At 41.5% G+C, this 12,477-nt stretch carries 13 protein-coding genes and 1 pseudogene; 4 read left to right on the forward strand and 10 right to left on the reverse strand.

The features are described 5' to 3' along the window. The first annotated feature begins 156 nt into the window (after nucleotides 1–156). Nucleotides 157–405 (forward strand): hypothetical protein, encoded by a 249-nt coding sequence (locus GNE10_RS05575; RefSeq protein WP_185564045.1) that lies wholly within the window; start codon nucleotides 157–159, stop codon nucleotides 403–405. Nucleotides 406–502: 97 nt separating this feature from the next. Here the strand turns inward: GNE10_RS05575 and GNE10_RS05580 are convergent, their stop codons facing one another. Continuing rightward, complete coding sequence (locus GNE10_RS05580) at nucleotides 503–1,423, reverse strand: TIGR01777 family oxidoreductase (RefSeq protein ID WP_185564019.1); 921 nt, start codon at nucleotides 1,421–1,423, stop codon at nucleotides 503–505. A gap of 262 nt (nucleotides 1,424–1,685) precedes the next feature. Between GNE10_RS05580 and GNE10_RS05585 the strand changes: the two genes are divergently transcribed. Beyond that, a complete protein-coding gene (locus GNE10_RS05585) occupies nucleotides 1,686–2,033 on the forward strand; it encodes a hypothetical protein (RefSeq protein ID WP_099067251.1) in 348 nt (115 codons plus the stop codon). Nucleotides 2,034–2,125: 92 nt separating this feature from the next. Here the strand turns inward: GNE10_RS05585 and GNE10_RS05590 are convergent, their stop codons facing one another. From GNE10_RS05590 to GNE10_RS05600, 3 genes are all read right to left on the reverse strand, one after another. Next, nucleotides 2,126–2,635 (reverse strand): FHA domain-containing protein, encoded by a 510-nt coding sequence (locus GNE10_RS05590; RefSeq protein ID WP_099067252.1) that lies wholly within the window; start codon nucleotides 2,633–2,635, stop codon nucleotides 2,126–2,128. A 204-nt stretch (nucleotides 2,636–2,839) separates the two neighbouring features. Further along, entirely contained in the window at nucleotides 2,840–5,410 is a 2,571-nt protein-coding gene (locus GNE10_RS05595; protein WP_185564020.1) for a cation-translocating P-type ATPase, read from the reverse strand. A 598-nt stretch (nucleotides 5,411–6,008) separates the two neighbouring features. Beyond that, the gene (locus tag GNE10_RS05600; protein WP_099067255.1) at nucleotides 6,009–6,284 is read right to left on the reverse strand and encodes a TM2 domain-containing protein; all 276 of its coding nucleotides are present in this window, start codon (nucleotides 6,282–6,284) and stop codon (nucleotides 6,009–6,011) included. A 188-nt stretch (nucleotides 6,285–6,472) separates the two neighbouring features. Here GNE10_RS05600 and GNE10_RS05605 point away from each other — a divergent pair, with 188 nt between their 5' ends. Further along, complete coding sequence (locus GNE10_RS05605) at nucleotides 6,473–6,673, forward strand: hypothetical protein (RefSeq protein WP_185564021.1); 201 nt, start codon at nucleotides 6,473–6,475, stop codon at nucleotides 6,671–6,673. 329 nt (nucleotides 6,674–7,002) lie between these two features. On the opposite strand, the gene GNE10_RS05610 is transcribed toward GNE10_RS05605, so the two are convergent. Continuing rightward, nucleotides 7,003–8,580: a type II CAAX prenyl endopeptidase Rce1 family protein gene (locus tag GNE10_RS05610; protein ID WP_185564022.1), complete on the reverse strand. Its 1,578-nt coding sequence runs from the start codon at nucleotides 8,578–8,580 to the stop codon at nucleotides 7,003–7,005. A 219-nt stretch (nucleotides 8,581–8,799) separates the two neighbouring features. Between GNE10_RS05610 and GNE10_RS05615 the strand changes: the two are divergent. Continuing rightward, nucleotides 8,800–9,045 (forward strand): annotated as a pseudogene (locus GNE10_RS05615) (hypothetical protein); the annotation flags it as partial. A gap of 93 nt (nucleotides 9,046–9,138) precedes the next feature. Here the strand turns inward: GNE10_RS05615 and GNE10_RS05620 are convergent. From GNE10_RS05620 to GNE10_RS05640, 5 genes are all read right to left on the reverse strand, one after another. Next, complete coding sequence (locus GNE10_RS05620; RefSeq protein WP_185564023.1) at nucleotides 9,139–9,438, reverse strand: type II toxin-antitoxin system RelE/ParE family toxin; 300 nt, start codon at nucleotides 9,436–9,438, stop codon at nucleotides 9,139–9,141. Beyond that, nucleotides 9,435–9,656 carry an addiction module protein gene (locus GNE10_RS05625; RefSeq protein ID WP_185564024.1) on the reverse strand — a complete coding sequence of 74 codons (222 nt, stop codon included), beginning with the start codon at nucleotides 9,654–9,656 and terminating at the stop codon, nucleotides 9,435–9,437. Before GNE10_RS05625 ends, GNE10_RS05620 begins: the two co-directional genes overlap by 4 nt. A 146-nt stretch (nucleotides 9,657–9,802) precedes the next feature. Next, nucleotides 9,803–10,435, reverse strand: a complete 633-nt coding sequence (locus GNE10_RS05630) for a Uma2 family endonuclease (RefSeq protein WP_185564025.1) — start codon at nucleotides 10,433–10,435, stop codon at nucleotides 9,803–9,805. Nucleotide 10,436: 1 nt separating this feature from the next. After that, a complete protein-coding gene (locus GNE10_RS05635; RefSeq protein ID WP_185564026.1) occupies nucleotides 10,437–11,045 on the reverse strand; it encodes a hypothetical protein in 609 nt (202 codons plus the stop codon). A 93-nt stretch (nucleotides 11,046–11,138) separates the two neighbouring features. Further along, the gene (locus GNE10_RS05640) at nucleotides 11,139–12,401 is read right to left on the reverse strand and encodes a cysteine desulfurase (RefSeq protein WP_185564027.1); all 1,263 of its coding nucleotides are present in this window, start codon (nucleotides 12,399–12,401) and stop codon (nucleotides 11,139–11,141) included. Between the last annotated feature and the right edge of the window lie 76 nt (nucleotides 12,402–12,477).

A 12,477-nucleotide genomic window follows, 5' to 3' on the forward strand; every position in this document is an offset into this window, starting at 1 on the left:
GGGCATGGTGAGGCAGGAGTAGAATAACTTTCAACTGTGAATTCCTCAGTCATCAGTTAACACGTCCAATGCCCTGTTTGGCTAATGCCCAATGCCCAATGCCCAATGCCCAATGCCCAATACCCAATACCCAATGCCCAATGCCCCAATCCCATCATGAAAGATAAGTTGTTAAATTGGCTAAACCTGATTTTAGTAGCAGATGTGTTTTTAGTTTTGTTTGGCTTTGGTTGGTTAGCGATCGCGGCGGTTGGCGATGCTGCGGGAATCAACCTGGGTTTAGATTTATGGCATCAATTATGGCAACCCTTATTTAACCCGGCAATTGGTATCCTGATGGGCGGTGCTATCCTCAGCGCTATTATCAATTGGGTATCTAAAAAATTTTTCTCTTCTAGTCAATAATCACGAACTGGGTATGGGAGACAAGGGGGACAAGGGGGACAAGCAAGACAAGGAGCAATCTTTCTCCTCATCTCCCCATCTCCCCAATCCCCAATCCCTATAAAACAATTTCTTTGAGTGCTGCTTTTAAATTAGGATAACGGTACTCGAAACCTGTTTCTACGGTACGCTTGGGTAAGACTTTTTGACCTTCTAAAACTACTATTGCGCCGTCTCCTAAAAGGGCTTCGATGGCAAAACCAGGAACGGGTAACCAAGAAGGACGATGCATCACTTCTCCTAAAGAATGGCTTAATTCTGTCATCCGTACTGGGTTAGGGGCTGTGGCATTATACACTCCTTCGATTTCTGGTTTGGTTAAAGCTTGGAGAATCAGGTTAACTAAGTCGTCTACGTGAATCCAAGAGAACCACTGACGACCGCTACCAATAGGGCCGCCAGCAAACAGTTTAAATGGTGGAATCATTTTAGCCAAAGCACCGCCATTGCCTAAAACAATACCGAAACGCAGAATTACTAAGCGCACACCAGCTTCTTTTACCTTTTTAGCTTCTGCTTCCCAGGCTTGACAGACTTCGGCGAGAAAATCGTTACCAGATAAACTTGTTTCATCAAAGCTAGCGGTTTCGCTAGTGCCGTAGTAACCAATAGCGGAAGCATTAACTAACACAGTTGGTTTTGGATTAGCACTGCTTATCGCTTCCACGATTTTTTGTGTGCCTAACTTGCGACTATTGAGGATTTCTTCCTTGCGTTCTGGTGTCCAGCGTCCCTCGCCGATGGGTTCTCCTGCTAAATTAACTACCGCATCACAAAGGGAGATGGCACTTTGCCAAGAACCCGATTGAGTCGGAGTATAAGCAACAATTTCCAGATTACGGAAAGCCCCAGATGGAAAAACTTTTTGAGCAAAAGTGGTATTCCGAGTTAACACCAGTATTGTGTGGCCTTCCTGATGGAGTCGTTGTATCAAACGACTACCAACAAATCCTGTTGCTCCAGTAATTGCTACTTTCATTTTTTACCTCTGCCAAAGCCTTATTTTAAAGTTTTTTATCAAATTTTAAGTTTAGGTTACAAGGCAGCAAAGTAAGGAAACTCCAAAAAATAAATTATTCTGGTTCAGGTTGTTGACTGTTGACCGTTGACCGTCAACAGTAGCAATGGAATATTTTTTTACTTGCATTGAATTGAAAATCCCTTGTCTCCCCTTCCTGTTGTCCTCTTGGGTCACATGCTTGGTATAAGATGGACAGAGTGTTGCAAGGCATGGGGCTATTATGGGTCGCTATACCTGTTCATTTCTTGTTTCTGTTCCTAGTGACCATCTCCAGCCGTTACTTGTAGAACTTCTACAGGACTGTCAGTTGGATGTTCAATACCAGACAAGCGATTATATTATCGCTCGTGAGTTTCCTGGTAGTGTTCCTTTTTCTAAATTAGTCACAGTGGAAGTACTGATTGATAAATCAAAAAGTACTGAAACAGAAACCAGGATGAGTATTGTGATTAAAAATGAAGAATTGCCACTGCAAGTGGATAATTACTGCCGACAAATGTTTGAATTCATCAAGCAGGCGATCGAAGGTAGCCGTCATTGGCATTTGATTGAAATTCTTGCTGGATAACTTTTGATGCTAATTATTAATTTTCCCACAGCATAAAGCTGTGGGATTCCCAAAGTTTTATTGATTGGCTCTCCACTAAAAGTGTTTGTAATTCAATCTCCCAAATCCTCTAAATCCTCAGTCATACCGGGGTTTATTAATGTAATGTCGTACTCACTTGAGTCCGTTTGCCCCAAACGCTGAGTGTTTCTTAAGAGGTAATAAATGGCACGTACTTGAGGGCCAAAAACGATCTCGTCTTCATTTTTTAGATCGTGGGCTGGCATCTTGCGTCCATTAATCATCAAACCGTTGGAACTAGGCTTTCCCTTGGCGTCGCCATCTACTATTCGGTAATAATAGCTATGACTGTTATGCTCTCGTGGCAACCTCACTAATGTGGCATGACGGCGGGAGACAAACTGCGACATCAAGCGGATATTACATTCGCGGTCTCTACCAATAGAATAGACGGGCTGCTCTAAAGAAAATTCCTTGCGACCTTGATCGTCTTCAATAATCAGTAGATGGTTTTCATTGATTTCTGCTGCCATTGACAAATCGTTGCTAAAATCAGTGGAACTTTTATCAATCAAGATTTGTTTAGTATCGTATCCTACCATTCTCACGCACCGTAGTTTGTGGTGGCAATTTCAATCAGCTTTAAAACTGCATAATACCTTGAAAGAGTAGAACATGGTTGTTCTACTCCTCATTAGTCATTAGACTTCTAACAGAAGTCGGAAAAAGGTGAAAAGGTTTGGTATTTTCCCTTTCCCCTTTAACCTTTTCCCTTTTCCCTTTTCCCTTTTCCCACAAGAGTGCTTTTACGGATGATGAGCTAAACGCCTTAGTAATATTGAATTTGTAACGACGCTAACAGAACTGAAAGCCATTAACGCAGCAGCACCCGATGGATGAAGAACAAAACCGAAACTAGGGAGTAAAACACCTGCTGCTAATGGAATACCAACAGTATTATATGCAAAAGCCCAGAACAGATTTTGGCGAATTTTGTTGAAGGTGGCGCGACTGAGTTGAATAGATTCGACCACATCGTTTAGACGATCGCGCATCAGCACAATTTCAGCAGTTTCCATTGCCACATCTGTCCCAGAGTATAAAGCAATTCCGACATCGGCTTGGGATAAAGCTGGAGCATCGTTGATGCCATCGCCAACCATTGCCACACAAGAGTGGGGAGTGGGGAGTGGGGAATGTGGAGTAGGGAGTGAGGAGTGAGGAGTGAGGAGTGAGGAGTTTTTCTGGTCTCCTTGTCCCCGCGTCTCTGTGTCCCCTTGTCCCCGCGTCCCCGTGTCTCCATGTCCCCGCGTCCCTGTGTCTCCATGTCCCCGCGTCCCTTCTAACTGAAGAGCCTGTATTGCAGCGGCTTTTTTAGCGGGGGGGACACCTGCGATGACATCGGCGCTATCTAATCCTAATTCTTTGGCTATGGCGTTGGCTGCTTCTGGGCGATCGCCACTGAGCAGCATTACTCGTAAGCCCATATAACGTAATTTATCTACGGTGGTTTTGGCATCTGGTCTGAGACCATCGCAAACAGCAATCAGTCCGGCTAAAGTTCCTCCAACTGCCACGAAAACCACTGTTTTACCTGCTGTTGCCCAATCCTCTGCTAACTGTTGTGCAGTGTCACTCATGGCAATCCCATGCCAACTCAACCAGTGGGAATTACCCAACAGCACAACTGTGCCTTCTACCACTGCTGATACCCCTAGTCCTGGTTCTGTGTGAAAGTCCGCAGCTTCTGGAATTGATAACTCTTGGCGCTGTGCTTCTTGCTGAATCGCTTTTGCTAAGGGATGGTGAGTACCGCTTTCTACGGCTGCGGCTAGTTGGATTATGGATTGGGGATTTCCAGTCTCTAGTTCTTCAATTAATACACAATCTGTGACTACGGGTTTACCTGTGGTCAATGTGCCGGTTTTATCAAAAACTATGGTGTTTAGCTGGTGTACTTTTTGTAAAACATCGCCGCCTTTGATTAACAGACCGCGTTCAGCCCCCATACCAGTACCGACAAGAATGGCTGTTGGTGTGGCGAGTCCCAAAGCGCAGGGACAAGCCACTACCATAACGGCGATCGCTAGCTTTAAGCTAATTAATAAGGGGGAGTGGGTAGAGACGTGATTCATCGCCTCTGTAGTCAGTGGGGAGTGGCGAGCCATTTCCATACCACCGGAGATGATGACATCAGGCCAGATGTGAGTGCCAAAAAAGTACCAAAAGATGAATGTTAATACAGATGCTGTCAATACACCGTAGGTAAAATAACCTGCTACTGTATCTGCTAATTTTTGTACTGGGGCTTTGCGGGTTTGGGCAGCTTCTACCAGGGCAACAATTTGAGCTAAAGTTGTATCGCTACCGACACGTGTTGCTTGAATAGCGATCGCTCCTGATTGATTGATTGTCCCGCCTGTTACTAAATCTCCCGGCTGCTTGCTCACTGGTACTGCTTCCCCAGTCAGCATCGACTCATCTACTGTTGTTTGACCAGCTACCACTTCACCATCAACGGGGATCTTATCACCAGGCAGCACCTGTAACCATTCCCCAACTCGCACGTGTTCGGCGGGAATTTCTACACTGGCCGATCCGACTCCTGTTTTTTCTGGATTGGGAATCAACCGCGCTAACAATGGCTGGAGTGCCAGCAATTTCCTAAATGCGGCGGCGGCCCTACCCCTGGCTTGTTGCTCTAATGTCCTTCCTAATAAAATAAAACCCAGCATCATTACTGGTTCGTCAAAAAAGCACTCCCAACCCATTTGGGGAAAAAGCAACGCGATTAAACTGGCAATGTAAGCTGTTATGGTTCCCAATCCCACTAGGGTGTTCATGTTAGGTGCGTTTCGCCGCCACCCCAACCAACCATCAACTAAAATCACGCGGCCAGGAATGAGTATGGCGATGGTCGCCAGTCCACAGTGGAACCAGATGTTATTCAATATTGGTAATGCTGAAGCGCCAATATTACCAAAATGTCCACTTGCCGACAACACCAGCAACAGTGCAGCAATCAGCAACTGTCTCAGTGAAGAGTGCATTTGTTGGCGTTGTCGTTCTGCTTGGTCTGTTAATTTAGATGTCTCCCCTGCTAGCGTACCGCCAGCTTTTCGCGCTTGAGTCGGGAATCCTACAGTGGTTAATTGCTTTGCCAGTGCATCCGCATCTACCGTACCTGCTTCTGACTCTATAACTGCTACCTCTGTCGCTAAGTTCACACAGGCACTTTTGACTCCCGGATACTGGGTTAACTGTTTTTCTACTGCTTTCACACACCCAGCACACATCATACCTTGGACATCTAGAATAACTTTTTCTAGAATTGGCGCAAATTCTCGGTCTACCTTAGTTTTGGGAACAAGTTGCATGGCAAGTGTTTAGATTCGCTACGAAAATTCAACGCTTGACTAAAAAGCGTCTCTAATTCGAGCGTAGGCGAAATATGGAACTACGACTTAACGTCAACCATATTAAATTTATTAATTTATCCTAGCGTGCTGAGGGTCAATCACGTCGCCAGCGTAAATAAGTCACATAAATGATAGCAGCAACTTGTATTGGCATCAGGACAATAAGGCTTTTCCAAAAATTGTCAATTTCTAAATTAGACATGGCACTGAAATAGCCAAAGCCTAATAACAATAAGACTATCCAGATTAGATGTTTACGTTTAATAGTTAGCACACAGTAACAAATTGTCAAATTATAATTTTCATACTTTTAGCTGTTGACAGTTCACAGTTAACTGTCAACAGTCAATAGACAAATATTTGCTGCGTTAAATGTGGAAACATTTAAGTAATTTCACACAGTAATTAAAGTGTAAAATATCAGTTTCTCAACTTTGTACAAGTTAAGAACTAGACTTTTCCAAAAGGGAACCGGGAAGCCTAAATAGATAGGAGTTGAGGATTTGGAAATAAAAGTCTATTTTCAAAAAACTAAGGGTTTCAAAGTAGACACGGTTTAGAACCAACCCTGCTTATTCACAAAGTAGGTGTTTACAAATTGTTCAGGGGATTTATTCAAGTAAATCATGCCTTCTATTAAACCTACAAGTTGCATAACCAATAAGGCAACGCCGTAGGTAAAAGAACCGCCAACTATGGAAACCACCAACATGATAAAGCCTTCTGGGGCATATCCAAGAATAAACTTATGAACGCCAAATCCTCCCAGGATAATGCCACAGTAGCCAGCTAAAAGTTGTTTGGTAGGATGGCTAGGATTGAGATTTGCCATATGAGTGCTGCTCCTTAATTAAGTGAGGTATAAAAATAAAGTCTTTATTGTAATAAAAGGAGTAAAAGTAAATATATTTGCTAAACAAATATATTATTAATTTTACAAATATGAATAAACACCAAGAACGAGAACCACAATTACCGTGCTTCTAGCCTCAAAAAGACCTTGGCAAGATCGGACATTAAATGTCTTCAAAATTTGTAGCTCGTTGGGGGCTGTTGCTGGATTTAATTGCAAATCCTGGTGCAGCAATTGTGCTTTATTCTCAATGGAAATTAAGCTTAATCATCAGAAACAACTGCTATGCACACCACTTTTTACAAATCCATCAGTATTATTTCCGGAGTATTTTACGACGGCAGCAATCACGAATATTGGTTGTGTAGCTAGTACAAATCCGAGATTGTAACTCCTGTTTAGTTATCAATCACTACTTGCACAAGTGGATACAAGATTTGTCATCTAATTTATTACAGACACAAATGACTCTCCAAGCCAACTAAAATCTCGAAAATGGCTAAAATCACCTCTATGAGAATAAATGCTTAGCTTGATAGTTTGTAGTCTATGTTCAGAGCATTATTTAATTTGCTTTTGCCTTTGTTTAGCTTTTAGTGAGTATTTATGCTTACAACCAATTATAACCAGTAAATCGTTGCTATCTATGCAGATAAAATCAGATATTTTCATTTTTCGCAACCGTACATTTATTGTGTTATTTACTACCTAATATAAAGAGGCTTAATAATGTCCCGCTATTCCAGAGACTGTGGAGGAGTATGGGAGCGAGGAGATTGCGCGATCGCGTGTAGACTACACCCAAGACAATACCCAATGCGGTGAGTGGTAGAATTTCTGATAGGCTCAGGTGAGCGATGGCAAACAGCAAGCTACTAACAAGAATTGATGCCCAGACTGGTAAATAACGAGTCAGAGAAGGTAACAAAAAGCCGCGAAATAGAAGTTCTTCAAAAAATGGAGCAGCGATGGCCGCTGTAAAGAAAAACATACCAAGTGCTACAGTATCTTGGCTTTCTAGAGCTAATTGCAATAGAGGATTGCTACCACCCTGTCCTTGCCAAAGTTGTTGATTAATTAAAGATACGACCACAACTATGGGTAAAGCAGCACAATAGCCCCCTAGTCCCCACAAAAACCACTTATCTTGAAAACGGAAGCGAAACCAGAATTCTGGTAATGGAAAAAAGCGTTTAATAGAGAAATACAGTACTAACAAAGCTCCTGATGCTACCAATACATAACTCACTAAAACCGAAAAAGCTTGGAGTCGCACATCAGTGAAGGGACGCGGAATAGGAAGCAGCGATATTAGTGCGGGTACAAAAAGTTGTCCCATGAAGAAAAAGCCAACGACAAAAACCTGCAAAATCGTTTCTACATCCCAAGGCGTTGACCAAGCTAAATCAGCATTTTGGGCTAGTAAAGAAGCTTTGCCTTTGAGTAAGCGTTGAGCAAGCAAGAAAATTAACAGTATTAAACCGATTAATGCCGCCAGAGTGGGAATAGTACCAATAATTGCCAACTTCAATACTGCACTAGTAGCCGCTTGTTGTTGTGCAGCTTGAACTGCGGATAGAGCTTCTTGGCGCTGCTGGAGTTGATATAGCCGAACCAAAGCAGTAGAGCTAAACCAACCTTCTAAGTTTTTTTGAATCGGTTGTTGAGCATTGGGGAGCAAGCGGGGAGGACTACTCCACAACCCACTTAATACAGCAGCAGTTTGTCCGAATTCTGGATTGATATCTGAGCGCTTTTGTAATTCGCTCCAAGTTTTGAGGGCTGCATCTGTCTGTCCTTGCTCGGCTTGTAAAATTCCCAGTCGCAGGTCTAATTCAGCTAGTAATTTTTGTAGTTCCTGAAAAGACTTTTGTAACTGTTGCTGCTGTGCTTGCTGAGAAGTTTTATTAGTAGGAGAAACATCTGGCAGAGGTTTAGGAGGTGTGGGAGCGATTTCCGATTGAGAGCGCAACTGTGCAAGTTTGTCGTTAACTTTGTCCAAATTAGTTTGAACAGATTGACGCGCTTCTTGATACTGCTTTGTAGCGCTTTCTAAGGGTTGGTCACCAAGTATCGCGCCTCGAATGGACTGAAGATTGTCATCGCTAGTATTTTCTGATTGTAAAGCTTGGGCTTGTAGAGCGATATTAGTTTGGTACAGTTCTAAGCGGCTTTGAAACTGAGGTTCTTGCCAACTACCAAATAAAGACAAAACAGCCAATAGAACTGCCATTGGCGTCATAATGAAAACTAAAATTAACCGCTTGAGTGTCATCTACACCTCTTTTACCGTACTCAGTGCTGAGTTAAGAGTTAGGAGTTAAGAGTTAGGAGTTAAGAGTTATTGTTTCCACACTCCCTATTTCCCTCATCCCCGCGTCCCTTCTCTTTACGTCCCCTTGGGAATTATCGCAAGAAAAAGTCAGAGGTGGATAGATATTATCAATATTATGAGTCTGCGATGTCTACGACGGGCTACACCTACGCACCCATCATGTTAAATTACAACCCATTGCACTGCTTACCCTCCGCCGAGGATCTGCCCGATTCTGACGATGAACCTGTGGATAATCAACTACAACACTTGATTCCTGGCTTGCTAGAAGCCATCTTAGCTTGGCTGTGGGCAAACCGCATGGATTGGTTTTTTGGCGTTGATATGGGGATTTATTACGATCCCGAACTACCTCCTATTGTGCCAGATGGGTTTTTCAGCTTGGGAGTCGAGGGAGTTTTTGAGGGCGATCGCTCTGTTTATACTCTTACTAATGACTAATTCTATAATGTCAATTATGAATAGTGAAAATAATTGAAGGTGAGATAATAGAAGCGTTCAAATACTTCTGTTTTGCCATTGTTTAGGATTGCGTTTGACGTGATAGCAAGCAATGACAGTGATGACATTTTTTTCTACAACATAAATAACACCATAGGGAAACCTACGTATTAATACTCGTCGTGCTTGCCGATACACCACAGAATAAGCTAGAGGGTTACGTCCGATTAAAGCTAAACAGCTATCAACTGCACGTACAAATTCCGAACCTAATCCAGAATAGCGTTGCTCATACCATTCAAAAGCATCTTGAATATCGAGTTCTGCTTCTGGACTAATTATTAACTGATAGTTCATTCAGATAAACCTAGTCTTTGCTTGACTGATTGCCAGCTTGAACCTCGGTTTGGGTTTTGGCGATGTATTTCCAAACGTCTATCTAATTCTCGTTTTTGCTCATCGTTTAGAGGAACTTCATCTGGTGTGGCAAGAATACTGTCCCATAAATCTTCGGCAAGTTGTATGCGTTCGGATACAGTTAGTTCAGAAATATTTACTTTTAATATCGGATGCATGATTATTGTTAATGTATTTGCTCAATATAATCTTATTTTAATCCTTATGGGTCTAATAGAGGGCATATGGTACAAGCAATGAATATTGACTTATAATTACTGCACGCTTATAAGTGTAGTGGTTACACAAATAATCACTACTCCAATTATCCTAATTTCTCCCTCAACCAAGCCCGAAATGATTTCAGTAAAGTAATTTCTCCCATACTTTTACTCTGCTCAATAAATCTGCTTATATCGCTCACTGAAACTACAGGAAAAGCAATACTAAACTTAGATTCAACATATTGCCCCTGTACTAATTGATAAAATTTTAAATATTGTCCGTTATATCTCCAGAGTTCAGGTACACCCAGTGCTGCGTAAATATCAAATTTATTAACTGAACTGCTGGTGATGTCAATCTCAATTGCTAAATCAGGCAGTGGATCTGTTTCTAAATTTAGCTTTTGCTTACCTCTAATAGCTGCTTCATTCTGGATATAATAACAAGTATCTGGTTCTATTCCTTTCTTTGCAATTCTTTGTTTTAATGTTGTTGAACCAGCACTTCTGACTTCAATATTTAATTCTTCAGCTAAAGCAATGATGAAGTTACCAAAATTGCTTTTAGGATTTTCATGCTCAAACAGTGGTGTCATAATTTCTAAAGTGCCGCAGTCATAAGCAAAGCGAGAACCTCTATCTTCACCTGTATCTCTCAACAAGGCTTCAAAGGTTTCCCAACTAATGTTGTATAGCACTGTTCTTTGTTCAGCAGGTGTTGACTGGACAAGCATATTAAAATACTTCTTCTGTCAGGATGTTAGATAAAATTCCTAAAATTTTACCTATGTCACTAATATAATGTTCGCCTAAGTCAATTTCAACTACTTGCCCAATTAGCTTTAAAAACTTCCAGTTGGTTCCAGTGGTGACAGTACCATAAATTGTTTTAATATTATTTCCTTCACGTTCATTAAACAATTTAGCTGCTAACATCTCTGCTACGCACTGACCTAATCCTGCATTGATATTTTCTTTTTTAGCTTCTACAATTGTTACGACTGGTGCATTGAAAATTAAGAGTTCTGGCGAACGGCTAATAATAAAGTCGCAATTTCCATTTAATCCCTGTGGTGCATCTACAGTAAAATCGATACCCGAAAATAAACTTATTTGATTATTTAAAGATTTTCTGATAGCAATTAAAATAGGCGCAATAATCATTTCGGAACGGGATTTTTCTGTATTACTTGCTAAAGCTAAAGGAATATTTTCTTGTAATATTTCTGCAAGTAATGAAGGGCACTCTATTGGTGGGATAGATGCAAATATATCAATTTTGTCAGAAATGATTAAATCGAAGGTTTTTCTAACTTTGTCAAGAGTAAAGTCATTGTAAGACATTTTAGCTACTCCTGTAATAATTCAGGTAGTGAAATTGTGCCAAATATTATTACTTAATAATTGACACAATCAGTATCTAAACATTGTCTACCGTTAACTAGAGAATTCAGCAAAAAACTCTAAAGTTTCCTTGAGTGCTTTGATAAAAACATCAATTTCCTCACGGGTATTGTAGAAGGATAAACTGGCGCGTGCGCTTGCGGGAATTCCTAAGTAGCGGTGTAATGGTTGAGTGCAATGGTGTCCAGAACGAATGGCAACGCCTTCTTGATCTAATAATGTAGATAAGTCGTTGGCGTGGACTCCTGTGGCGGTGAATGTAGCTAAGGCGGCTCTACCTTCTCCTTGAGCATTGGGTTTGGGGCCGTAAATTCTAATTTGGGGAATTTGCTCTAATTGTTGGAACAAATAAGCTGTTAATTCTGCTTCGTAGGCGTGGATTTTATCCATACCAATATTAGTAAGATAATCTACAGCCGCACCAAGAGCGATCGCTTCCCCAATTGCAGGCGTACCAGCTTCAAATTTATGGGGTAATTCTGCATAGGTGGAATGGTCTAAATACACCTCTGCAATCATTTCGCCACCACCAAAAAATGGCGGCATTGATTGTAATAATTCCAACTTGCCATATAAAAATCCAATGCCAGTTGGAGCGCACATTTTATGGCCGGAAGCCACTAACCAATCACAATCTATTTTTTGTACATCAGTGGGGAAATGGGGTACACTTTGACAAGCATCGACTAAGAATTTCGCACCGTATCTGTGAGCAATACTAGCAATTTCCTGCACTGGATTAATACAACCCAAAGCATTAGAAATATGCACTACTGACACCAGTTTTGTCTTTTGGGAAATCAGCTTTTTAAACTGTTCTAAATCAAAAGTTTCTTCTGGTGTCAATTCGACAAATTTCAACACCGCGCCAGTTTTTTTTGCCACCAATTGCCAAGGCACAATATTACTGTGGTGTTCCATCACCGAGAGAATAATTTCATCTCCAGGCTGTAAATTATTCATTCCCCAACTGTAGGCAACTAAGTTAATCGCCTCGCTAGCATTGCGGGTGTAGACAATTTCTTGACGGGACGCCGCATTGATAAATTTAGCAACTTTATCTCGTGCAGCTTCATAAGCATCGGTAGCCTTAGCACTCAAAGTATGAGCGCCACGATGCACATTAGCATTATATTGCTCGTAATAATCCCGTAGGGTATTTAATACCAGCAAAGGCTTTTGCGATGTTGCGGCATTATCGAGATAAACTAGGGTTTTTTCATTGACTTCCTGATGCAAAATCGGGAAATCAGCGCGAACTTTATCGGCGAGGGTTTTAGTAGTGGTGAAAGTCATTGGTAGATTCAAGCAATTTTGGATTTTAGATTTTAGATTTTAGATTGGAGAATTTCAGCTAAAATCTAAAATTCGC

Source organism: Nostoc sp. 2RC, from assembly GCF_014222165.1.
Taxonomy (GTDB): Bacteria; Cyanobacteriota; Cyanobacteriia; order Cyanobacteriales; family Nostocaceae; genus Nostoc; species Nostoc linckia.

What these genes read in the sequence shown, in the direction of transcription:
- GNE10_RS05575 (WP_185564045.1), top strand. Translation starts at nt 157, where the DNA reads ATGAAAGATAAGTTGTTAAATTGGCTAAACCTGATTTTAGTAGCAGAT.
- GNE10_RS05580 (WP_185564019.1), bottom strand. Translation starts at nt 1,423, where the DNA reads ATGAAAGTAGCAATTACTGGAGCAACAGGATTTGTTGGTAGTCGTTTG.
- GNE10_RS05585 (WP_099067251.1), top strand. Translation starts at nt 1,686, where the DNA reads ATGGGTCGCTATACCTGTTCATTTCTTGTTTCTGTTCCTAGTGACCAT.
- GNE10_RS05590 (WP_099067252.1), bottom strand. Translation starts at nt 2,635, where the DNA reads ATGGTAGGATACGATACTAAACAAATCTTGATTGATAAAAGTTCCACT.
- GNE10_RS05595 (WP_185564020.1), bottom strand. Translation starts at nt 5,410, where the DNA reads ATGCAACTTGTTCCCAAAACTAAGGTAGACCGAGAATTTGCGCCAATT.
- GNE10_RS05600 (WP_099067255.1), bottom strand. Translation starts at nt 6,284, where the DNA reads ATGGCAAATCTCAATCCTAGCCATCCTACCAAACAACTTTTAGCTGGC.
- GNE10_RS05605 (WP_185564021.1), top strand. Translation starts at nt 6,473, where the DNA reads ATGTCTTCAAAATTTGTAGCTCGTTGGGGGCTGTTGCTGGATTTAATT.
- GNE10_RS05610 (WP_185564022.1), bottom strand. Translation starts at nt 8,580, where the DNA reads ATGACACTCAAGCGGTTAATTTTAGTTTTCATTATGACGCCAATGGCA.
- GNE10_RS05620 (WP_185564023.1), bottom strand. Translation starts at nt 9,438, where the DNA reads ATGAACTATCAGTTAATAATTAGTCCAGAAGCAGAACTCGATATTCAA.
- GNE10_RS05625 (WP_185564024.1), bottom strand. Translation starts at nt 9,656, where the DNA reads ATGCATCCGATATTAAAAGTAAATATTTCTGAACTAACTGTATCCGAA.
- GNE10_RS05630 (WP_185564025.1), bottom strand. Translation starts at nt 10,435, where the DNA reads ATGCTTGTCCAGTCAACACCTGCTGAACAAAGAACAGTGCTATACAAC.
- GNE10_RS05635 (WP_185564026.1), bottom strand. Translation starts at nt 11,045, where the DNA reads ATGTCTTACAATGACTTTACTCTTGACAAAGTTAGAAAAACCTTCGAT.
- GNE10_RS05640 (WP_185564027.1), bottom strand. Translation starts at nt 12,401, where the DNA reads ATGACTTTCACCACTACTAAAACCCTCGCCGATAAAGTTCGCGCTGAT.